This window comes from Brevibacterium sp. MGP-B1 (assembly GCF_057766545.1).
The window spans coordinates 738,529-760,888 of the sequence record NZ_CM173407.1; the positions used below are offsets into that span (position 1 = coordinate 738,529).

15 protein-coding genes are annotated in these 22,360 nt (G+C 65.4%); 10 read left to right on the top strand and 5 right to left on the bottom strand.

Annotation, left to right across the window (positions count from 1 at the left end):
* Nucleotides 1–111 precede the first annotated feature (111 nt).
* The gene (locus AC3CD9_RS03385) at nucleotides 112–492 is read right to left on the bottom strand and encodes a hypothetical protein (RefSeq protein WP_488366293.1); all 381 of its coding nucleotides are present in this window, start codon (nucleotides 490–492) and stop codon (nucleotides 112–114) included.
* Nucleotides 489–2,069 (bottom strand): acyl-CoA carboxylase subunit beta, encoded by a 1,581-nt coding sequence (locus AC3CD9_RS03390; RefSeq protein WP_488366294.1) that lies wholly within the window; start codon nucleotides 2,067–2,069, stop codon nucleotides 489–491. Before AC3CD9_RS03390 ends, AC3CD9_RS03385 begins: the two co-directional genes overlap by 4 nt.
* 67 nt (nucleotides 2,070–2,136) lie before the next feature.
* Between AC3CD9_RS03390 and AC3CD9_RS03395 the strand changes: the two genes are divergently transcribed.
* Together AC3CD9_RS03395 and AC3CD9_RS03400 are read left to right on the top strand one after the other, a co-directional pair.
* On the top strand, nucleotides 2,137–3,009 hold the full coding sequence (locus tag AC3CD9_RS03395; RefSeq protein ID WP_488366295.1) for a biotin--[acetyl-CoA-carboxylase] ligase: 873 nt from the start codon (nucleotides 2,137–2,139) through the stop codon (nucleotides 3,007–3,009).
* A complete protein-coding gene (locus AC3CD9_RS03400; RefSeq protein ID WP_488366296.1) occupies nucleotides 3,009–4,739 on the top strand; it encodes an adenylate/guanylate cyclase domain-containing protein in 1,731 nt (576 codons plus the stop codon). The genes AC3CD9_RS03395 and AC3CD9_RS03400 overlap by 1 nt, the downstream gene beginning before the upstream one ends.
* 89 nt (nucleotides 4,740–4,828) lie before the next feature.
* Here the strand turns inward: AC3CD9_RS03400 and AC3CD9_RS03405 are convergent, their stop codons facing one another.
* The 3 genes from AC3CD9_RS03405 to AC3CD9_RS03415 form a co-directional block, all read right to left on the bottom strand.
* Nucleotides 4,829–7,591, bottom strand: a complete 2,763-nt coding sequence (locus AC3CD9_RS03405) for a DNA gyrase/topoisomerase IV subunit A (RefSeq protein WP_488366297.1) — start codon at nucleotides 7,589–7,591, stop codon at nucleotides 4,829–4,831.
* A 147-nt stretch (nucleotides 7,592–7,738) separates the two neighbouring features.
* Nucleotides 7,739–8,293: a TetR/AcrR family transcriptional regulator gene (locus AC3CD9_RS03410; RefSeq protein WP_488366298.1), complete on the bottom strand. Its 555-nt coding sequence runs from the start codon at nucleotides 8,291–8,293 to the stop codon at nucleotides 7,739–7,741.
* Nucleotides 8,294–8,570: 277 nt separating this feature from the next.
* Nucleotides 8,571–11,243 (bottom strand): bifunctional acetate--CoA ligase family protein/GNAT family N-acetyltransferase, encoded by a 2,673-nt coding sequence (locus tag AC3CD9_RS03415; protein ID WP_488366299.1) that lies wholly within the window; start codon nucleotides 11,241–11,243, stop codon nucleotides 8,571–8,573.
* 80 nt (nucleotides 11,244–11,323) lie between these two features.
* Between AC3CD9_RS03415 and AC3CD9_RS03420 the strand changes: the two genes are divergently transcribed.
* The 8 genes from AC3CD9_RS03420 (at nucleotide 11,324) to AC3CD9_RS03455 (ending at nucleotide 22,354) form a co-directional block, all read left to right on the top strand.
* Nucleotides 11,324–11,911, top strand: a complete 588-nt coding sequence (locus AC3CD9_RS03420; protein ID WP_101546592.1) for a DUF5998 family protein — start codon at nucleotides 11,324–11,326, stop codon at nucleotides 11,909–11,911.
* Nucleotides 11,911–13,101, top strand: a complete 1,191-nt coding sequence (locus tag AC3CD9_RS03425; RefSeq protein ID WP_488366300.1) for an alkaline phosphatase family protein — start codon at nucleotides 11,911–11,913, stop codon at nucleotides 13,099–13,101. The genes AC3CD9_RS03420 and AC3CD9_RS03425 overlap by 1 nt, the downstream gene beginning before the upstream one ends.
* Nucleotides 13,102–13,154: 53 nt before the next feature.
* Nucleotides 13,155–14,426 carry a methyltransferase gene (locus tag AC3CD9_RS03430; RefSeq protein ID WP_488366301.1) on the top strand — a complete coding sequence of 424 codons (1,272 nt, stop codon included), beginning with the start codon at nucleotides 13,155–13,157 and terminating at the stop codon, nucleotides 14,424–14,426.
* Between the two features lie 66 nt (nucleotides 14,427–14,492).
* The gene (locus tag AC3CD9_RS03435) at nucleotides 14,493–15,695 is read left to right on the top strand and encodes a 5-(carboxyamino)imidazole ribonucleotide synthase (protein WP_488366302.1); all 1,203 of its coding nucleotides are present in this window, start codon (nucleotides 14,493–14,495) and stop codon (nucleotides 15,693–15,695) included.
* Between the two features lie 78 nt (nucleotides 15,696–15,773).
* Nucleotides 15,774–16,301 carry a 5-(carboxyamino)imidazole ribonucleotide mutase gene (purE, locus tag AC3CD9_RS03440; RefSeq protein ID WP_488366303.1) on the top strand — a complete coding sequence of 176 codons (528 nt, stop codon included), beginning with the start codon at nucleotides 15,774–15,776 and terminating at the stop codon, nucleotides 16,299–16,301.
* 35 nt (nucleotides 16,302–16,336) lie between these two features.
* Nucleotides 16,337–17,488, top strand: coding sequence for an acyl-CoA dehydrogenase family protein (locus tag AC3CD9_RS03445; RefSeq protein WP_488366304.1), 1,152 nt, complete (start codon nucleotides 16,337–16,339; stop codon nucleotides 17,486–17,488).
* 344 nt (nucleotides 17,489–17,832) lie between these two features.
* Nucleotides 17,833–19,353 (top strand): LCP family protein, encoded by a 1,521-nt coding sequence (locus AC3CD9_RS03450; protein ID WP_488366305.1) that lies wholly within the window; start codon nucleotides 17,833–17,835, stop codon nucleotides 19,351–19,353.
* A gap of 265 nt (nucleotides 19,354–19,618) precedes the next feature.
* Nucleotides 19,619–22,354: an NlpC/P60 family protein gene (locus AC3CD9_RS03455; protein ID WP_488366306.1), complete on the top strand. Its 2,736-nt coding sequence runs from the start codon at nucleotides 19,619–19,621 to the stop codon at nucleotides 22,352–22,354.
* Nucleotides 22,355–22,360 lie beyond the last annotated feature (6 nt).

The following is a 22,360-nucleotide window of genomic DNA, read 5'->3' on the forward strand; positions in this document are numbered from 1 at the left end:
GTTTGAGGCGACAGTAGGCAGGGGAGTCCGACCTCAGTACGGGAGTCCGCCGCCGGTACGGGAGTCCGACCCGGGTACGGGGGCCCGTTGAAGGCCGGGGCCGGCCGCGCCTCAGCGGCCCAGGTGCTGGTCCCAGGTCTGGGGGAGGCGCTTGCGCACATTGCGGCGCGGAGCCCGGAAGCCCGCCCGATCGCCCTTGCGGGTCTCGGACTCGGCTTCCGCGCTGGCCTGCTGGGCCGCGTAGGCGATCGCGACCTGACGGATCGCCACGACCGCGGCAACGGCCGCCGCACTGGCCATCTCGTCGCTGATCGGTTCTCCGTCATCGGCGCGCACCTGTGAGCGTCCCTCCACGGAGGGCACCCGCAGCGCCCCGTCTGAGGCCGAAGCCCCGCCCTCCTCGACGGCAGCAGCCTCACCGGGGACGGCCACCTCGACGTCGACTTCGCCGGGCAGGTTCGCCTCGGCGTCGGTCTGCAGATCATCGCTCATAGGGGGATGTTACCGTGCTTGCGCGCGGGAGCGTCGACGTGCTTGTTCTTCAGCGCACGCAGGGAACGCACGATCCGGCTGCGGGTCTCGCTCGGCTTGATGACGGCGTCGATATAGCCTTCCTCGGCGGCCAGGTACGGGTTGAGCAGCGCATCCTCGTAGTCCTGAATGAGTTCGGCACGTGCCGCTTCGACATCCTCGCCGGCCTCTTCGACGGCCTTGAGCTTCCGACGATAGACGATGTTCGCCGCACCCTGGGCACCCATGACCGCGATCTGCGCGCTCGGCCAGGCGAGATTGATATCGGCACCGAGCTGCTTCGACCCCATCACGCAGTACGCGCCGCCGTAGGCCTTGCGGGTGATGAGGGTGACGAGCGGAACGGTGGCCTCACCGTAGGCGTAGATGAGCTTGGCGCCGCGGCGGATGATGCCGCCGTACTCCTGGTCGGTGCCCGGCAGGAACCCGGGCACATCGACGAAGGTGAGGATCGGCAGGTTGAAGGCATCGCAGAGGCGCACGAAGCGTGCGGCCTTCTCCGAGGCGTCGATGTCGAGGGTGCCGGCCAACTGCATGGGCTGGTTGGCGATGACGCCGACGCTCACACCTTCGACGCGGCCGAAGCCGGTGACGACGTTCGGAGCGAAGAGCTCAGAGACCTGCAGGAAATCGCCGTCGTCGAGGATCGTGGTGACAACGTCGAGGATGTCGTAGGGCTGCGAAGGCGAATCCGGCATAAGCGTATCCAGCGCCTCGTCCTCGGGAGTCACCGACAGATCGGACTCGAACTCGTCGGCATCGGCTGGGTCGAGGTTGTTCTGCGGCAGGAACGAAAGCAGATCGCGCACATAGTTGAGCGCATCGTCCTCATCCGAGGCCAGGTAGTGCGCGTTTCCGGACACGGTGTTGTTCGTCCGTCCGCCGCCGAGCTCTTCATGGCCGACGGACTCTCCCGTGACGGTCTTGATGACGTCGGGGCCGGTGATGTACATGTGGCTGATCTGATCGACCATGATCGTGACGTCGGTCAGTGCGGGGGAGTACACGGCGCCGCCGGCCGAGGGACCCATGATGAGCGAGATCTGGGGGATCACTCCGGACGAGGCGACATTGAGGCGGAAGATCTCGGCGAACAGCGCAATCGATCCGACGCCTTCCTGGATCCGGGCGCCTCCCGAGTCGTTGATGCCGATGATCGGGCAGCCGAGCTTGAGAGCGAGCTTCTGCACCTTGACGATCTTGCGGCCGTTGGCTTCGGCCAGGGATCCGCCGAGGACGGTGAAGTCGTGAGCGAAGACCGCGACGGTCTTGCCTTCGATCGTGCCGAGTCCGCAGACGACTCCGTCACCGTCGGGGCGGTTGTCCTGCATCCCGAACTGGTGATTGTGATGGCGGGCGAATTCGTCGATCTCCTGGAAGGAGTCGGTGTCGAGGAGAGCGTCGATGCGTTCACGGGCGGTCTGTTTGCCGCGCTTGTGCTGGTTGTCCACCGAGCGCTGATTGCCCGTGTGGGCTGCTTCTCGGCGCTGGGTGAATGCGTCGATGCGCTCGGCTGTGGTCCGTGGAGTATCCGTCATGTCTCCACAATAACGATGACGTGAGACTTCGTTGTGCACACTCACCAAAAGAATCTAGAGTGGACTGGTGAACAGCCAACACAATTCCCTCCTCGTCGACGTCGACTCAGTGCGCCGCACCGCTGCGGACCGTGGTCTCTCGCTTCCGTCGCTGATCTGGGACGATAGCTGCACGTCGACGAATGACGAACTTGCACGAGTGGTCCGAGAAGGGGCCGCCGCCGGTTCGCCCGTGGCCGAATTCACCATCCGCGGCACCGACTTCCAGAACGCCGGACACGGTCGACTGGGCCGGACCTGGACGGTGCCCGCCCGCCGGTCGCTGACGTGGTCGATTCTGCTCACACCCCCGGCCGGGTTCTCCCAATGGGGATGGATCCCGCTCATCGCCGGTGAGGCCGTGCATTCCGCCGTCACCGAGGCGGGGGTGCCGGCCGCGATCAAATGGCCCAACGATGTGCTCACCGCCGAGGGCAGGAAGCTGTGCGGGATACTCGCACGCGTCGAACCCCTGGCCGGCGGACCGCAGATCGTGTTGGGGATGGGGCTGAACACCCGGTTGGAGCCTGCTGATCTGCCGCGCGAAGACGCGAGCTCAATAGCGATCGAAACCGGAGCCGACGGTTCAGAAATTGATCATGAAGCGTTGCTAGTCTCGATTCTCGGCACACTGATCCCCTGCTACAGAGAGCTGGTCGACTATGGAGATGAGGATTTCCGCGACAGCCGCACAGCGCGGAGAGTGCGTGATCATATGGTGACGCTCGGATCGAGGGTCCGGGTGGAGAAGCCCGACGGTTCCGACATCATCGGCACCGCCACGGGGCTGGATGCCGGAGCCGACCTCATCATCGACGACCAGGTGTGCTTAAGCGCCGGAGACGTCCACCACCTGCGTCCGGCCACGTCCCCGACCGCAGCGGAGAGGAGCGAAGACTGATGGCGGTTTCGGATTTCACCGCCGGATTCGACATCGTCGAACCGGAAGGTGTAGGCACACCGGAGGTGGCAGCCGCCGACGACTCCTCCACGAACGGTCACCAGTCTGACGACATAACTCAGTCGGACGGTGAGACACCGCAGACCGGTCGTGATCCGCAGACGGCTGCGCAGGCCCAGGCCGATCCAGGCTCTCAGAAGAGTGCAGCGAATAGTGATGCGGCGAATCGCACGGATTCCGACGCTCCGATGAGGTCAGTCCCGGAGGGGGAGGGTGAGACGCGATCCCGCGCCGAGGCGGACGACCGTTCCACTGACACCGTCGCCGTCGAGGACGGCGAGGCGAACGCGGACGATCAGTTCGGTGACGGCGGAGTCGTCAGCGATGTCGGTGATGACGACGAACCTGTCGGCGGTCTGACAGGGTCCGCTCCTCAGGCAGGAGAGGTCGGCGCGCAGCTCGCCGACGAGGTCACGGCTGATCCAGGCGCAACCCCCGCGGATGCTGCCGATGCGGATGCCGCCGATGCCGACCCGGACATCGATGTCGATGAGGACTTCTTCAGCGGACTGCGCGAGGATCCGCGCACCACAGCGCTGCCGATCATCGACGAGGACGACGCCGACGGATCTCTCGACGCGGACGGTCCCGACTTCGACGACACGATCTATGAGACCCGGACCGCGGCCGAACGACTCGAAGAGATCCTGCTCGACGGCAAGCGCGTCCTCGACCGACGGGAGGCCGCGAAACTCGGCGGGATCTCCACGGTCTCGGCCCGGAAGATGTGGCGGGCACTCGGCATGTCCCAGGCGAAGCCGACGGATAAGGCCTACACCGTCAGCGATGCGCACGCCCTGCGGATCTGGGCCAAGCCCGTCGCCGACGGACTCATCGACCAGACCACCGCGCTGTCCCTGGCCCGGGCGATCGGCCAGACGACGGACCGCCTCGTCGTCTGGCAGATGGAGACCCTCGTCGAATTCCTCACCGAGGAGAAGGGACTGACCGATCCGGAAGCTCGCCGGGATGCCCTGGCCGTCGTCGAAGAGATGATCGACCCGCTGCAGAAGATGCTCACCTACTCCTGGAGGCGCAACCTCGCCGACGTCATGGGTCGTCTCAACGTCAACGTCTCCGACGGGCTGGCCATGGACAACCGGCAGGGCTGGTACGACTCCTCGATGCCGCTGGCCCGTGCCGTCGGATTCATCGACCTCGTCTCCTTCACCCGCCTGTCGCAGAAGATGGAGCCACGGCAGCTGGCGGACATGGTCCAGGAGTTCCAGGGCATGGCCTACAACATCGTCGCCACCGGCGGCGGACGGGTCATCAAGACCGTCGGCGATGAAGTGTTCTTCGCCGCCTCGACCCCGCTGGCCGGCGCCGAGATCGCCATGACGCTGATGGAGCGCGTCACCGCCGCCGAGGACCTGCCCCAGGCGCGCGTCGGCTTCGTCTGGGGACGGGTGCTCTCCCGCCTCGGCGATATCTTCGGCTCCAGCGTCAACCTCGCCGCCCGCCTGACGGCCGTGGCCGATCCCGGGACGATCTTCACCGACGAGGAGACCGCGCGAGTGCTCTCGGCCTCCGACGACTACGTCTTCGAACCGCGCGATTCGATTTCGCTGCACGGACTCGGCGACACCGCCATCGGTGAGATGAAGCGCGGCACCGCAGCCAAGATGCGCCTCGACCTCGACGACGATCCCGAGAACTCAGACCAGTGACCAACGGCTGAGCCCAGCACCGAGGTGGTGGGCCCAGCCGTTGTGCCGACCGGCGGGGCCCGGCCCAGCCGTTGAGCCGGGCCGCGAGCTCAGAACAGGGCGGAGTCGTCGTCCTCGTCGTCCTCGTCATGGGAGACGATCACCGCGCCTTCGGTGTCGAACTTCGACCGCGCGATCTCGTCCTTGGCCTCGTCGAGGTCGAGATCGAGTTCATCGAAACTGGTCGCCAGTCCCTGCTGTCCCCGCTGTTCCTTGCCCGCGGATCGCTTTCCTCCGGACTTCGGCTTCTTTTCGACGGTGCCGGACGCGGAATCCGCGTTCGCCTCGGCGTCGGCTGCAGCCTCAGCCGAACTGCCATCGTCGGCCGCCGGGGAACGGTCGGCGGATTCGGCGCCGCCGAGGCGGGGCAGGGTGCCGATGACATCGATCTTCGACTCCAACGGCGATCCCGTCCCATCGCGACGGGACAGCTCGGCCGGAAGCGTGCGTGCACCGCCGGCGGTGGCAGCGGCCTGCGGAGAGTCGCCTACCCAGGCCAGCGACAGTTCGGTTTCGCCCTTGAGGAACTTGTGGGCGCGCACGCCGGAGGTGGCGCGACCCTTGGTCGGGAACTCGGAGAATTCGCTGACCTTGATCGACGACGATGGGGCACCGTAGAAGTTCTCACCGCTGGCGATCGTGACGACCGCGAAGCTGCCGAGCTCGGCGTCCGCCGCACCGTCCTCGTCGGTCTTCGCCGCCTTCGGGGTCATTCCGAAGAAGATCACCTTCGCCTCGGCGGCCACCTTGATTCCGGCCACACCCGAGGCGTTCCAGCCCTGTGCACGCAGACCGGAGGCGTCGAAGGCGAGCAGCTGAGCATTTGAGGTCACGAATACGGAAAGGGAGTCGTCGATGTCCTCGGGTTGGGCGACCCCGACGACGGAGTCCTTGCCCTTGAGGGTGATGGCTTCCCACTCGTTCTTGTTCGGCCGACCGGCCACCGACACGCGTTTGACGACGCCGTCGGCGGTGCCGAGGACGAATTCCCGGTCGAGGTCGATCAGACCGATGATCTTCTCGTTCTTCTCCAGCGCCGCATATTCGGCGATCTTCACACCGCCGGCGACATTGGGCCGTGCCGCGGCCGGCGGCAGGGCGGGCAGATCGACGACGTCGACCATGTGCAGTCGACCGGTGGTGGTGATGGCGCCGACCTTGCCCTGAGTGGTGGTGACGATCTCCGAGACCAGCGCATCATGGCTGGAGCGGCGACCCTCACGTGCCAGCGGAGCGGCATCCGAGGTGCGCGCAATGCGTCCGGAGGTCGACAGCAGCACCCGGCAGGGAGAATCGGCGATCTTGAGGTTCGCCGGAGCCTTCTTGCCCTTGGCCGTCAGCTCCTTCATCGATCCCTCGATGAGAACGGTGCGTCGCGGAGAGCCGATGACCTCGGCCGTGGACTCCAGTTCCGAGGCGACGAGCTCCCGCAGCTTCGCCTCATCGGCGAGCAGTGATTCGAGGTAGGCGATCTTCTTCCTCAGCTCGTCGCGTTCGGCCTCGAGTTCGAGACGCGAGAACTTCGTGAGCCGACGCAGCTGCAGGTCGAGGATGTAGGTCGCCTGCAGTTCGGAGAGTTCGAAGACGTCCATGAGGCGGGTGCGGGCCGTGGCTGCATCGTCCGAGGAACGGATGAGCTGGATGACTTCATCGATGTCGAGGATCGCGATGAGCAGACCTTCGACGAGGTGGAGCCGATCCTTGGCCTTGCGCAGCTGGAAGACCGTGCGCCTGCGCACCACGTCGATGCGATGGGAGAGATAGACCATGAGCAGCTCGCGCAGTCCCAAGGTCCGCGGCTGCCCCTCGACGAGGCAGACGTTGTTGATGCTGAACGATTCCTCGAGCGGAGTCTGGCGGTAGAGCTCGGCCAGCACCGCCTCGGGGTTGAAGCCGTTCTTCACGCCGATGACCAGACGCATGCCGTTCTTGCGATCCGAATAGTCATCGATCGAGGCGATTCCGGACAGCTTCTTCGCCCCGACCGCGTCCTTGACCTTCGACACGACCTTCTCCGGACCCACGAGGTAGGGCAGCTCGGTGACGACGATTCCCTTGCGGCGGGCACTGATGTTCTCGATGGACACAGTGGCTCGGGTGCGGAAGGTCCCGCGACCGGTCTCATAGGCTTCGCGCACTCCGTCGAGGCCGATGATCCGCCCGCCGGTGGGCAGATCCGGACCGGGGATGAAGCGCATGAGCTCCGAGAGTCCGGCTTCCGGATTGCGGATGAGGTGGGCGCAGGCGGCGATGACTTCGCCGGGATTGTGCGGGGCCATGTTCGTGGCCATGCCGACGGCGATGCCCGAGGCGCCGTTGATGAGCAGATTCGGGAAGGCGCTGGGCAGGACCTCGGGCTGAGTGAGCGTGTTGTCGTAGTTCGGCACGAAGTCGACGACGTCTTCGTCGAGCCCGGCGATCATGTGCATCGACGCGGTCGTCAGTCGAGCCTCGGTGTAGCGCGGGGCAGCGGGACCATCGTCGAGGGAGCCGAAGTTGCCGTGGCCGTCGACCAGGGGCACACGCATGATGAAGCCCTGGCTGAGGCGCACGAGGGCGTCGTAGATCGCGGTGTCGCCGTGCGGGTGGAGCTTGCCCATGACATCGCCGACGATGCGCGAGGACTTCACATGTCCGCGGTCGGGGCGCAGTCCCATATCGCCCATCTGGTAGACGATGCGACGCTGGACGGGTTTGAGGCCGTCCCTGGCATCGGGCAGTGCGCGGGAGTGGATGACCGAGACCGCATATTCGAGGAACGAACTCTCCATCTCTGAGGAGACGTCGACTTCGATGACTCTGCCTTCGGGCATGGAACTCCTTTGACGCACGAACTGTTCGATTCGAACACCCGCCCGCGCCGAGGCCTGACCTCAGCGGGAGAGGGCACCCGTCGATTCTAGCGTTCGATTTGCGAACTCCTGCTCAATCGGGCGTTCCCGGAGGGTTCGTGTCGGAGCTCAGGCATTGTCGCGGCCGCTGCGCAGCCACTGGAAGAACTCCTTGAGGTATGCCTCGACATGCGAACGCTCAGCGGTGCCGGCGACGAGTTCGCTGACCATCATGCCCGCGACCGAGCTGTTGACCCGCTGCGCGTACTCGGCGTCGATGCCGGCGAAGCGCATGATGAATTCCCTGATCGCACGGAGGTTCTTCTCCTTGGCGATCACTGCCTCCGGCGGCAGCGCCGGATCCAAGCTGAGCATCATCATTGTGTAGAACCGATTGCGATCCGTGGTCAGCCAGTTCATGCAGAAGTCGATGGCGACCTCGATCGCGTCCGCGCCCGGAGCACGCACGAGCTCCGGCAGGCGCTCGAGCTGCTGGGAGTTGAGCTCACCGATGCGCTCCATGATTCCGGTGATCAGGGCATCGCGGGTGCGGTAGACATTCGAAGTCGACCCCACCGGCAGTTCGGCCAGTGCATCGACTGCCCGGTGGGTGAGTCCGCGGACTCCTTGTTCGGCGACTACGGCGATCGCGGAGTCGGTGACGACGTCTCTGCGCGAAATCATGACTGTGAGGCCTCGCTCTCATGGGACACCCGCTGAATGCGGACGCTTGGGACGGTGGATGACCAGTGACTGGCCACAGACAATGGCCGCCGGAGCGGCCATCCATTAAAACACGAATTCATAACATTTCGTGGTGAACGGATACAGACACTACCCGTCAAGTCTGCGAATTGGTATAGGACGCGCCAATATGGCGCTGGGACACCGAAATTCGAAGGCGTCCTGCGGCGGGCGTGGATTCTCCTTTCAGCTGGGCGGGTGTCTGCTCCGAACCGTCTCAGCTCAGCAGTCGACGGGTGCTGTCGATCCGAGTCGGGTCGGGCAGGAGGTCGACGTGGGCGCTGAGCACATGCGACTCGGTCTCTGTGGCGACCATCGGGTGGATGACGAGCTCGAGGATCTGCGGATGGTTCTCCACCAGCACAGCGAGCCTCTCCAGCACATTGCGCAGCGGTTCGATGTTCATCGGCGGCAGACCGCGATAGCCGAACAGCCGCGGGGAGGCCTTGATCGACCGGATCATGTCCCCGGCCTCCTTGTCGGTGATCGGGGCGACCCGATGAGCGACATCCCCGAGCAGCTCCGTGGTGTCCCCGGCCAAAGAGAACGCCAGCAGCGGACCGAGCAGCGGATCCTCACCGGCGCGGAGGACGCAGGGGACACCATGCGGGGCCATAGCTTGGACGTCGACGAGCGGCTCATCCTCACCGGCCAGCTGCCGGATGGTCTCCTGGATCGCGGTGAAATCCTCGGCGAGCTCCTCGGGGGTGTCGATGTTCAGGCGCACACCGCCGAGCTCCATCCGGTGCCGCAGCACCGTGGTCACAGCCTTGAGGGCGACCGGATACCCGATCTTCTCAGCCGCGGCGATTCCTTCGTCCACCGAGGAGGCCGTGACGTAGGGAAGCACCTCGATTCCGTAGGCGCTGAGCAGGTCGCGGACGTCGTCGCGTTCGAGCCTGACGGGGGAGCCCGGCTGTGCCCCTTCCAGGGCTGCGTCGATGATCGTCCGCACCTTCTTGTCATCGATGTCATCGAGTTCGGTGTAGCGCCCGTGGTCGGCGGCCCTCCACCGGGCATAGTCCGTGGCCCTGGCCAGAGCCCACACGGCATCTTCAGGACCGATGTAGCTGGGGACGGTGTGGGAGACCCGGCTGCCCGCCTCATCGGTGAGGTACGTGGTCAGTTCGTCCTGGACACCGTGGATGCCGAGGAAGCATGCGACCGTGGTCTTTCCCGATCGTGCCGCTGACTCGGACAGCAGGCCGGCGATCTCGGTCTCCTCCGCACCGGCCGACGGAGTGAAGGTGACGATGACCGAGTCGACGTCGTCGCGGGTATACATCGCATCGAGTTCGGTCCGGAAGGTCTCCGCATCGACCTCGGGGTGCAGGGACACGGGCTCGGTGTCGACGCGCAGACCTTCGGAACGGGCGCGCTGCATGATCAGGGTGCTCATCGCCGCGGAGTTGCCGATGACCCCGACCCGGCGGCCTGCGGGCAGCTTCTGGGTCGAGAACACCTGGGTGAGGTCGAAGAGCTGGTGGATCGTATCCGCGCGGATCACTCCCGCCTGCTCGAGCACCTGGTCGAGGGTGTTCGGCGCCAGGGACGAGGTGCGCACGATATGTCCGGGCGGAAGCTCCCGGCCCGTGAGGTCGGACTTGATGACGACGACGGGTTTGACGCGGGAGACTCGACGGGCGATGCGCGAGAACTTGCGCGGGTTGCCGATGGATTCGAGGTAGAGGCCGACGGTCTGCGTGGCCGGATCCTCCTCCCAGTACTGGAGGAGGTCGTTGCCGGAGAGGTCGGCGCGGTTGCCGGCGGAGACGAAGGTGGAGATGCCCAGCCCGCGTGTCTTCGCCGCCGCGAGCAGGGCGGTGCCGAGGGCTCCGGACTGACTGAAGAGCCCGAGCGTTCCGGAGGCCGGGAGGAACGGGGCCAGAGAGGCGTTGAGCGAGATGTCGGCGGCCTCGTTGACCAGTCCGAAGGAGTTCGGCCCGACCACGCGCATTCCGTAGGCGCGGGAGGTTGCGACCATGCGGCGTTGGAGTTCGGCCCCTTCGGGACCGGTCTCGGCGAATCCGGAGGAGATGACGAGCACGGCTTTGACCCCGTGCACGGCACAGTCCTTCACCACCTCGGTGACGGATTCGGCGGGCACGGCGATGACCGCGAGGTCGGCCTTGCCCGGCAGATCGGCGAGGCTCGGATAGGCCTGGACGCCGGCGATCTGATCGGCTTCGGGGTGGACGACCCACAGGTCGCCGGTGAACTTCGCGGCCGTGATGTTGCGGATGAGCAGATGGCCGGTGGAGTTGCGTTTGCGGCTGGCGCCGATCACCGCCACCGAGGTGGGGTGGAGGACCGTGCGTACGCTCAGGGCCTCGGCCCTGTGTTCCCTGGAGGCCTGCACTTCGATGGACCGCGCCGTGGGATCGATGTCGAACTTCACGGCCACTACACCGTCGTCGAACCCGCGCGAGACCTCGTAGCCGGCGGCCTGGAAGACCTGCAGCATCGACCGGTTCTGGGGCAGCACCTCGGCGGTGAATCGCCGGATCCCCGATTCGCGCGCGGCCGCGGCCAGATGCTCCAGCAGGATCGAACCGACCCCGCGACCCTGGTGGGCGTCGGCGATGTTGAAGGCCACCTCGGCGTCGGTGTCGCTGATCCGATCGAAGCGGCCGACGCCGATGATGTCGTCGCCGATGAGCATGATCAGCGCCACTCGGTCGTGGTGGTCGACGTTGACGAAGCGGTCGAGGTCGCGTTTGGGAAGCCGGGGCAGCGGAGCGAAGAAGCGCAGATAGACGGACTCCGGCGATTGGGCCTCGTGCATGCGGGCCAGAGCAGCGGAATCGTCAGGGGTGATCGGGCGAAGGTGGGCGGTGCCGCCGTCGCGGAGGACGACATCGGCTTCCCACCCGGCAGGATAGTCTTCCATGGTCCCAGCATATGCGTCGGGCGTCCGGATATGGCCGACCTCGCTGGGACAAGTCAGAGGAGTGGGGCACAATGGTGGGCATGGCATTACCCGAAGTTCTCGTTCACGATCTGCAGTCGGCCGGCTACTATCCCCAGCTCACTCAGGGCATCCTCGCCGACTCGCTCTACGACGAACCGGTCTTGGCCCACTTCGTCCACATCGACACACATGTCGACATCGAATCCATCCACCGGCATGTCACCGCCTTCGTCCTCACCGAGACCCGGCTCCTGCTGGCTCACGTCGATGACGATCCGAACGCGGAACCCGGCGCCAAACCCCGCGCCGTCACGAGCAGCGAGGACATCGAACTCGATCGCCTGGGCACCGTGATGGTCGGCCGCACCTTCGCCGATCCCGCCGCCTACAAGCCCGGCGACAAGCCCGTCGAGGTCTCGCTGACCATGTCCTGGGGCGCGTCGAAGCGCATCGAGGCCTTCCCCGAGACCTGCGGAGATCCGAACTGCATGGGCGATCACGGATACGGTGGATCGATCTTCGCCGAGGATGTCATGCTCCGGGTCTCGGCCGAGGCCGAAGGGCAGGCCGCCGTCGACCGAATGGCCGACTTCGCCGGGAAGCTGCGTGCCGCAGTCTTCCACGCCCGGCTGCGGTCGCGCCGCTGATGAGCGAGGACTCGACGAGTCAAAGGCAGCAGTTCCCATCCGGTGCTGGGCCCCTGGGGCCCCCGGACTATGCGGGTCCCATGCTCTCCGATGTCGTTCCCGCCGCAGCGCTGAGCCTCGGTGCGGCCGACGCACTCGATGTGCCGATGTCCGATCGTGCGCGAACGCTCGGACTCGACCGGGAGTCCCGGGCGACGATCGTCGTGCTCATCGACGGTCTCGGGGAGCAGCAGCTGCGTCGCTACAGCGGATACACTCCCTTCTTCCGGGCACAGGCCGGAACACGCCGCACCCTGTCCGCCGGATTCCCGTCGACGACGGCGAACTCTCTGTCGTCGTTGGCCACGGGCCGCCTGCCCGGCGCCCACGGCGTGGTCGGCTACCGCGTCCTCGACCCGGAGAAGGATGCGGTGTTCAACCAGCTGACGTGGAACCTCGACGTCGACCCCGTCGCCTGGGTCCCCGATGCGACGCTCTTCGAACGCCTCACCGACGCCGGAATCGATGTGGTCAGCCTCGGAGAGAAGAAGTTCGCCGGACGCGGCCTCAACCGGGCCTCGCTGCGCGGCGGCAGATTCCGGGACTCGAAGACCCTGGAGGAGCGCTGTGCCCAGGCCCTGGCCGAGGCGAAGGCTCCGGGCCGCCGCCTCGTCTACCTCTATTGGGGCAATCTCGACAAGACCGGTCATGTGCACGGTGCGGACTCCGCGGCTTGGACCGAAGAGCTCGAACGCGTCGATCTCGCCCTGTCCCGACTCGCCTCCGACCTGCCGCAGGACGCGACCATGCTCATCACCGCCGACCACGGGATGGTCGACGTCGACCACGAACGCCGTTTCGACCTCGCTGAGCTCCCCGAGCTCAAGGCCGGCCTGCGACATGTCGGCGGAGAGCCGCGCGCACTGCATCTCTACGCCGCCGAGGGCGCGGAGGCGGACGTGCTCGCGGTCTGGCAGGAGACGCTCGGCGACCGCGGACTCATCCTGCCGAAGGCCTCGGCGATCGACCGCGGCTATTTCGGTCCTGTCGCCCCGCACGTCCATCCGCGGATCGGGGATTTCCTCGTCATCTGCACCGATGGCTTCGCCGTGGTCGATTCGGACGTGGAATCCGCCTCGGCGCTGGCTCTCATCGGTCACCACGGTTCCACCACGGAGCAGGAGCTGCAGATCCCGCTGCTCGTCGTGTGAGCGGTGCCGACTGCAGCCGAGATGACTCACCACCGACCTTCTGGGAGCACCCGTTGACGACGATCCGCTGGACCGAGGACGGCATCGGCCGCGCAGCCGACTGGCATTCGGAGAACGGGGCGCCGCCTCCCGCGACTGTGCAGATCATCGGAGACGAGACAACCGCCGACGAAGCCTGCCGGTTGGCACGTGCCGGAGTGGGACTGCTGTGGCGCGGAGACTTCCACAACGGCCGTCAACTCGTCCAGGCGATGAGCCGTCGGCTCAGAGGCGACCGAGGCGGAAACCGTGAAACCCCAGGGGGTCGACGTTCCGGCGGCCGTCGCGGCGGCCGGGGTCGAGCCCGCGACAGACGGGGCAGAGACCAATTCGTGGGATCCGGGGACAGCGATGGCCCTGCTCTCGACCCCGCTCTGTCATTCTTCGCGGAACGTGACGCCATCGAGCAGCGGGCCCGGCTGCTCGGCAGAGTCGTCGTCGAGCTCGGCCCGGACTTCGACCTCGCCCTGCGCCGTGCCCCCGACGTCGCCGCCGCCTGCCGCGCCGCCTACGGCCCGGCCGACGGACCGGTCTGCGTGTCGCTCACCGAACTCGGCGGAGTGCTCAGCGCTTATGAATGGCAGCTGCGAGGAGTCGAGATCCCGGCTCTGGGCGATTCCGTCCATCCGCGCTACGGCGTCTTCTCGCCTGTGCGGGGAGAGTACCTCGATCTCGTCGCGCAGACGCCCCTGCCGTGGGGAAGGAATGCCGGTTCGGTGTCGATCGGCACGGATTCCGCGCGGACGACCGGCACCGCATTCGACCTCGGAACGGGGACCGGAGTCCTCGCCGCGATCCTGCTGCGGCGCGGCGCTGCGACAGTGGTGGCCACCGACATCAACCCGCGCGCCGTCGCCTGCGCCAGTGAGAACCTCGACCGTCTCTGTCCTGGTGCCGATGTGAGCGTGATCGAGGGCGACCTGTTTCCGCCTGGTCGTGCCGACCTCATCGTGTGCAATCCGCCGTGGCTGCCGGCCCAGCCGACCTCGGCACTCGAGATCGGCATCTACGATCCGGACTCCGCTGTCCTCCATCGCTTCGTCGAGAGGCTGACCGACCACCTCACACCGGCTGGGGAGGGATGGCTGATCATCTCCGACCTCGCCGAACGATTGGGCCTCAGGCCCTCAGGTGAACTCCGCGAACGCATCGAGGCGGCAGGACTGCGCGTGCTCGAACGCATCGACACGGTGCCCCGCCATCCCCGCGCCGCTGATACCGCCGACGCGCTCCACGCTGCCCGCAGCGCCGAAGTGACCTCACTGTGGCGACTGGGACTGAGATGAGCTGCCGACCGCTCGGCCGATCCACGATATGACCGCAGTCGATCCGCGACAGGCGCGGAAGATAGGATGGAACACGTGACTTTTCCTCGAATCGGTGTCATTGGCGGCGGACAACTGGCACGCATGCTCGCCCCCGCCGCAGAAGCCCTCGGCGTCCGCTTCTCCGTTCTCGCGGAGACCGCCGACGCCCCCGCCACACAGGTCATCAACGAGGTGACCGTCGGTGACTATACGGACTATTCGACGCTCAAGGCCTTCGCCGAGACCGTCGACGTCATCACCTTCGACCACGAACACGTCCCACCGGAGCACCTGCAGGCTCTCGTCGAGGCCGGACACGCAGTGCGCCCCGGACCCGATGCCCTTATCTTCGCCCAGGACAAGATCCGGATGCGCACGAAGATGGACGAGCTCGGTCTGCCCAACCCCGCATGGGCGGAGATCACCTCGGCCGCCGATGTCGAAGCGTTCGCCGCTCGCGTCGGATACCCCTTCATCCTCAAGACGCCCCGCGGAGGCTATGACGGCAAGGGTGTGCGCGTCATCGACAGCCTCGACGAGGCCGTCGAGTGGCTGAACGAGGTTCCCCAGCTGCTCGCCGAGGAGAAGGTCGACTTCACCCGGGAGCTCGCCGTCATGGTTGGAAGGTCGCCGATGGGACAGACCGCAGTGTGGCCGGTCGTCGAGACCTGGCAGCAGAACGGGGTGTGCAAGGAGGCCATCGCCCCGGCTCCCGATCTGCGTGATGAGAAGGCGCGGGCCATCACCGAAGCGATCCTCACTGTCGCCGGCACCCTCGAGGTCACCGGCGTTATGGCGATGGAGATGTTCGAGACTGCCGAGGGCTTCCTCATCAACGAATTCGCGATGCGTCCGCACAATACCGGGCACTGGACCCAGGACGGAGCGGTGACGAGCCAGTTCGAGCAGCACCTCCGCGCGGTTCTCGATCTTCCCCTCGGCAGCCCCGCGGCACGGGAGGACGTGTCCGTGATGGTCAACATCCTCGGCGCCGATCACGAGGACCTCTATCTGCCGTACCTGCACGTCATGGCTCACGACCCGGCGGTCAAGGTCCACCTCTACGGCAAGGGGGTGCGCCCGGGTCGGAAGGTCGGCCACGTGAATGCCTACGGCGAAGATCGGCAGCTCGTGCTCGCCCGAGCGCGGCATGCCGCCGATTTCATCGCCGGCGTCGACGTCGATCCGCATCCGCAGATGCCCACTCCGGAGAACCTCCGGGCCGAGAGCGAATCCGGCGCACGCTGAACCCCTGCGCCGACTGCACCCCGGACCCATCCGACACCCATCCGCGGGTATCAATCGCCTGCAACGAAGGAAGCACAGATGACCACAGCGAATGAAGACTCCACTCCGACGGCGGCTCAGGTCGGCATCGTGATGGGTTCGGACTCGGATTGGCCGACGATGAAAGCCGCCGCCGACGCGCTCGACGAACTCGGCATCGAATCGAGCGCCGAGGTGGTCTCGGCCCACCGCATGCCCGAGGACATGGTCGACTGGGCGAAGTCAGCGGCCGCTCGCGGCGTCCGAGTGATCATCGCCGGAGCCGGGGGAGCGGCCCATCTGCCCGGAATGATCGCGTCGATGACCTCGCTTCCGGTCATCGGAGTCCCCGTGCCCCTGAAGTACCTCGACGGAATGGACTCGCTGCTGTCCATCGTGCAGATGCCCGGAGGGGTTCCCGTGGCCACCGTTTCGATCGGCGGCGCCAAGAACGCCGGCCTGCTGGCGGCGCGCATCCTCGGGGCCGGGCAGGGCGCCGAAGCCGAGGCTGTGCGCACGCGTCTCGACGACTATCGGAGCCAGCTGCGGCAGGTCGCTCTCGACAAAGGCCGGGCACTGCAGGAATAATAGGGCTTGCTGAACGTTTGATAAGTTTGAGGAGAATGATGTTCGACCTGTACCAGCCCAGCGAAGAGCACGAAGAGATCCGCGCCGCGGTCCGCAATGTCGTCGAGAAGAAGATCGCGCCGTTCGCGGCCGAGGTCGACGCGGACTCCCGCTACCCGCAGGAGGCGCACGACGCCCTCGTCGAGACGGATTTCTTCGCCGCGCACATCCCCGAAGAGTACGGGGGCATGGGCGCTGATGCGCTGGCAGTGGCGATCATCATCGAAGAGGTCGCACGCGGCTGCGTCTCGTCCTCGCTCATTCCGGCTGTGAACAAACTCGGCAGCATGCCCGTCCAGCTCGGAGGCAGCGAAGAGATCAAGAAGAAGTACTTCCCGTCCGTGGCCGCTGGAGAAGCAGGATTCTCCTACGGACTGTCCGAGCGCGAAGCCGGATCCGACACCGCATCGATGAAGACCCGCGCCGAACGTGACGGCGACGACTGGATCCTCAATGGTGTCAAGACCTGGATCACGAACGCCGGGGAGTCCGAGTACTACACGGTCATGGCCGTGACCGACCCCGACGGAGCGCGTGGACGCAACATCTCCGCCTTCGTCGTCGAGAAGTCCGATGAGGGCTTCACCTTCGGTGAGAAGGAGCGCAAGCTCGGCATCAAGGGCTCGCCCACCCGCGAGCTCCTCTTCGACAATGTCCGCCTGCCCGGCGACCGCATCGTCGGTGAGCCCGGGGAGGGTCTGAAGATCGCCCTGCGCACACTCGACCACACTCGAGTCACGATCGCTGCGCAGGCCGTCGGCGTCGCTCAGGGCGCGCTCGACTACGCCCTGGCCTACGTCAAGGATCGGCAGCAGTTCGGCAAGTCGATCGCCGATAATCAGGCGGTCCAGTTCATGCTCGCCGATATGGGCATGAAGCTCGAGGCTGCACGCCAGCTCACCTACACCGCTGCCGCCAAGAGCGAACGCGGCGACGACGACCTCACGTACTTCGGCGCCGCGGCGAAGGCCTTCGCCTCAGATGCCGCGATGGAGATCACCACGGACGCCGTGCAGCTGCTCGGTGGTGCCGGCTACGTCGTCGACCACCCGGTCGAGCGGATGATGCGCGATGCGAAGATCACGCAGATCTACGAAGGCACCAATCAGATCCAGCGCATGGTGATGGGGCGCAAGCTCCTCGCCTGAGCCGGGTTCGGACTCTCTGCGGCAGGCCGCACCTGGTCAAAGCTGCACGGTGCCGGCCGGTCCGTGTCGAACGGGCGCCGCGGGTTCCCCAGGCGGGAGTCTGCGGCGCCCGTTCTTCTGTCTGTGAAGAATCGCACACGCGACGAATCCGACATGCGCGGCGCGGATGTGCCAGAATCGATGGTTCTCACGCGACACAATAGGTGAACACAGTGGACTCTGAAGTGTCTTTGGCACAGTTGTCTGCTGTGGACACCCGATGGGGCGATACGGCCTCTGTGGCCACCCGCGGATGTCGATGCCGGTAGCAGTCCGTGAGCAGGGCCCGAAGCGAAGGGAAGTCAGTGGCCGAAACGAGATATGTGGACCCGATCCGCCACCCGTCGTATGCTTCGCAGCCGACGCGTGATGTGCGGGCGTGGCTTCTGCTGCTCGTCACGGCTCTCGTGCCCGGGGGAGTGCAGCTTCTCTTCGGCCACCGCCGTTGGGCGAAGATCTCTCTGTCGATCACCGCCATCAGTTGGATCCTTGCTCTGATCGCCGGAGTGATCGTCCTCATCAGCCGGACGTTCCTCTTCACCATCGGCACGAATCCCTTCATTCTCACGTTTCTGACCATCTGGGTGCCCGTCATCGCGATCAACTGGGCGGTGTGCCTGTTCGACACCCTGCGTCGCATCCGGATCGTCACAATCTCCCGGAGGGCCCGCAAACGCTTTGTGGCGGCCTTCTGTGCCCTCCTGCTCATCGTCGTCGGCCCCTTGGCTTGGGGGACGACGATTCTCAACTCGCAGCGCGGACTGATGAGCGACCTGTTCGCCTCGGGCAAGGCACTCAAACCTGTCGACGGCCGATACAACATCCTGCTGCTGGGCTCGGATGCCGGAAAGGGGCGGACGGGAATCCGTCCGGACTCGCTGTCGCTGGTCTCGATCGATGCGAAGACCGGCAAATCCGTCATCATCGGCCTGCCTCGCAATATGGAGAACGTGCCGTTCCCGGACGACTCTCCGCTGCACAAGCACTACCCGCAGGGATACAACTGCGGTGACGAATGTCTGCTCAACGCCGTCTTCCAGCAGGGCGAACGGCACAAGGACGAGTTCGAGGACCCGAAGACCGCCGGCGAGCAGGCGACGATGGACGCCGTTTCGGGCGCCACCGGTCTCGAGGTCCAGTACTACGCGATGATCAATCTCAAGGGATTCGAGAACCTCATCGACTCCCTCGGCGGAATCACCCTCGTCTCCGGCAAGCGAGTGCCGATCTCGTCGAAGGTCGATCCGACCACGGGCGAGCACGGGCCGGTCAAGGGATGGATCGAACCGGGCAAACAGAAGCTCGACGGCTTCCACGCGCTGTGGTTCGCCCGCTCCCGAGAGTTCTCCAGCGACTACGAGCGGATGGTCCGCCAACGCTGCGTGCAGACGGCGATGGTCAAACAGCTCGACCCGGCCACTGTTCTCACCCGCTACCAGTCGATCGCGAAAGCCACTCCTGGGGCCGTGTCGACGGACATTCCCTCGTCGCAGGTGGACTCGTTCGTCGACCTCGCGCTCAAGGTGAAGTCGCAGAAGATCGAATCCGTCGACCTCACCCCGCCGCGCATCACTCCGTCACAGCCCGACTTCGATGTGGCACATCAGCTGGTAGCCGATAAGATCGAGGAGTCGTCGAAGTCCTCCGATGAGGACAAAGGCGCGTTCTCGGTTCCCGGAGGCGACCTGTCAGCCGCTGCCGGAGTCGATGCGGGACTCGATCCGAACCCCGGGTCAGGGCCGCAGCTGCTGGCACAGGGTGCCGGCGACAACTCTGCTGACAACGGCGAAGACGCCGACGCGAAGGCGATCTGCTACGTGCCGTGAGGCGCCGCTGTGGGGTCGGTCGTGATGAGACCAATGACCGAATCGGTCGATCCCATGACGATTCCGGGAAAATCTTTTGCTCGGTGTGTCCCTTGCCAATGCTGGGAACCACACTCGTGTAATTAGAATATTCTGCTCTGTGGCTAGTCTGACACGCCGAAAATGTGTAACAATTTTGAGATGTTGGGGTTGCCCACCGTTCTGCCAACGGTGAAGGGGACCTCGAGGCCTGAACTTCCCTGTCTTCCTCGAAAAGGCTGTAACGATGAAATATCTATTGCCCACTGTTGCGGGCTGCGCTTCTATTGCGCTGGTCGGCACCTTAGCGGTCACGGCACCGTCGGCTTCCGCAGCCACGACGTCGCCTGATGTGTCCAAAGAGGCGCTGAACGTCAGCAAAGAGGGACTCAACGTCCCCGGTGCCCGCGATTCCAGTGATTCCACCGCCACTGCCGCCAACCAGAGCGCCACGAGCAATCTGCCGAATATCTTCAAGTCGCAGACTGCCCTGGCCTCGGCCAAAGTGCCCGATATCGTCAACGCCTCGGCGTCGGCGTCTGCAGGTTCGGTCAACAACGTCTCCGCCGGACTGACCTCCGGAGCAGACGAGGCCGCGCCGTCCGAGGGATCGGCTCCGTCCGAGACCGAGCAGGCTCCTGCCGAGGGCGCGGAGACCGAGACCCCGAAGTCCGAGGACGAAGGCGCAAAGGATGCGTCCGACGAGTCGAAGGCCGAGGGCGAAGACGACATCTCCGGTTCGGTCCGTCAGAAGACCGAAGACGGAGTGAACATCGCGCTCATCTCCGATGTCCTCGACGTTCCCGCGAACAATCCGAGCCTTGTCGGCTTCACCTTCTCCGAGTCGAAGTCCAATATCCGCATCCAGGTCCGCACCAAGCAGGGCTCGGAATGGGGCAATTGGGACACCCTGGACGAAGAGCAGCAGGAAGAAGCCCAGAACAAGGGTTCGGAGCCGATGACGGTGTCGAACGCTTCCGCTGTGCAGATGCGCATCCTCGGTGACTCCGCCCCGAGCGAGGCCGAACTCGTCCTCGTCGATCCGAAGCGGGACGCCGGAGACGCTCAGGCCGTCGCCGAGAACGATCCCGTCGAGCTCGACGATCAGGTCGGCGGCGACTCCGCGGGCACTGACAGTGCGCCGGAACAGTCGACCGAAGACTCGACCGACGCCGAGGCGGCATCCGCAGAGAACGTCGACGCGACCGCCGGTGCGACGGTGACCAACCAGAACTACGTACCCGGATCGTCGACGGTGGACACCGTGGCGAAGAAGGTGTCGAAGCCGAAGATCGGCTCGCGCAGCTCGTGGGGTGCCAAGGCCTACCGCGGCAGCCCCGACTACGCCAGCGGCATCAAGCAGGCCGTCGTTCACCACACCTCCGGGTCGAACAGCTACTCGGCTGCCGACGTTCCCGGAATCATCCGCGGTATCCAGGCCTACCACCAGCAGGGCCGCGGCTGGAACGACATCGGATACAACGTCGTCGCAGACAAGTACGGCCGTCTCTGGCAAGCCCGCGGCGGTGACGTCTCGAAGGCCGTTATCGGCGCTCACGTCGCCGGACACAACACCGGAACCTTCGGCATCTCCGTGCTGGGTACCTACAACAGCGCGGCCCCGCCGAAGAAGACACGCGACGCCGTCGCCTCGGCGATCGCCTGGAAGTTCTCGATCAACGGAATCTCCAAGGCGACGAAGTCGAACCTGGTCGGCCACCGCGATCTGGGACAGACCGACTGCCCGGGTGACGCCTTCTACGCCAAGCTGGGTGAGATGCGCTCGACGGTCAACTCGATCCTGAAGACCGGCGAACAGCCCAGCGACAGCAAGGACGATTCGGACGACAAGTCCAAGGATGACTCCAAGAAGGACGACGACAAGAAGACCGAGAAGCCGAAGGCGAAGACCTCGATCGAGAAGTACGCCGAGAAGAACAAGCTCGGCAAGGCTCTCGGCAAGGAATACGACGTCAAGGGCGTCGCTGGTGCCAAGGCACAGAAGTTCGAGAAGGGCACGGTCTACTGGTCCAAGAAGACCGGCGCCTACCACCTGTCCGGAGCGATCGCTTCGGCGTACAAGGGCAATGCAGTCACCGACTTGGGGCTGCCCACCTCTGCGGAGAAGGGCGGCCTCAAGGGCGGGGGCGTCGCGCAGCGCTTCGAAAAGGGCTCGTTCTACTGGTCGAAGAACACCGGCGCTCACTACACCTCCGGCACAATCATGAAGTACTGGGGTGACAAGGGGACCGTCAAGGGTCACCTCGGTTACCCCAAGTCGGACGTGGTCTACAAGAAGGGCCGCGGTGAGCAGCTCTTCGAAGGCGCACGTCTGGTCTGGGCCGAAGGCTACGGAACCACCGAGTTCTCTCCCAAGGGTTCGATCGCAGGCGGAGTCAGCGACGACAATGCTCCGGGCGGCACGACGCCACCGGGAGACGATTCCACCGATGACAAGTCGCCTGCAGGCTCCGGGGAAGGTTCTGCAGACGACAAGGACTCGAAGGACGATAAGTCCAAGGACGATTCCAAGAAGGACGACTCCAAGAAGGATGACAAGTCCAAGGACGATAAGAAGAAGGACGACGACAAGAAGAAGGACAAGCCGTCCAAGGCCGAGAAGATCGCGGCCCAGCGTGCGTCCATCATCAAGGATGCGAAGGCCAACCTCGGCGTCAAGTACGTCTGGGGCGGCACCTCGCCGAAGTCCGGTTGGGACTGCTCGGGCTACACCCAGTACGTCTATGGCAAGAACGGCATCAAACTGCCGCGCACAACCAGTCAGCAGCGTTACGCCGGCAAGGAGATCTCGCTCAAGGACGCCAAGGCCGGCGATCTGATCTGGATCCCCGGTCATATCGGAATCATCTCCGAGACCAAGGGCCAGATGTACGATGCCGGCTCGACGCGGACAAACACCACGAAGCGCAGCTACAGTTGGATGCTGAACCGTGGAGCCAAGGTCATCCGCGTAGTCGGCTGACACCAG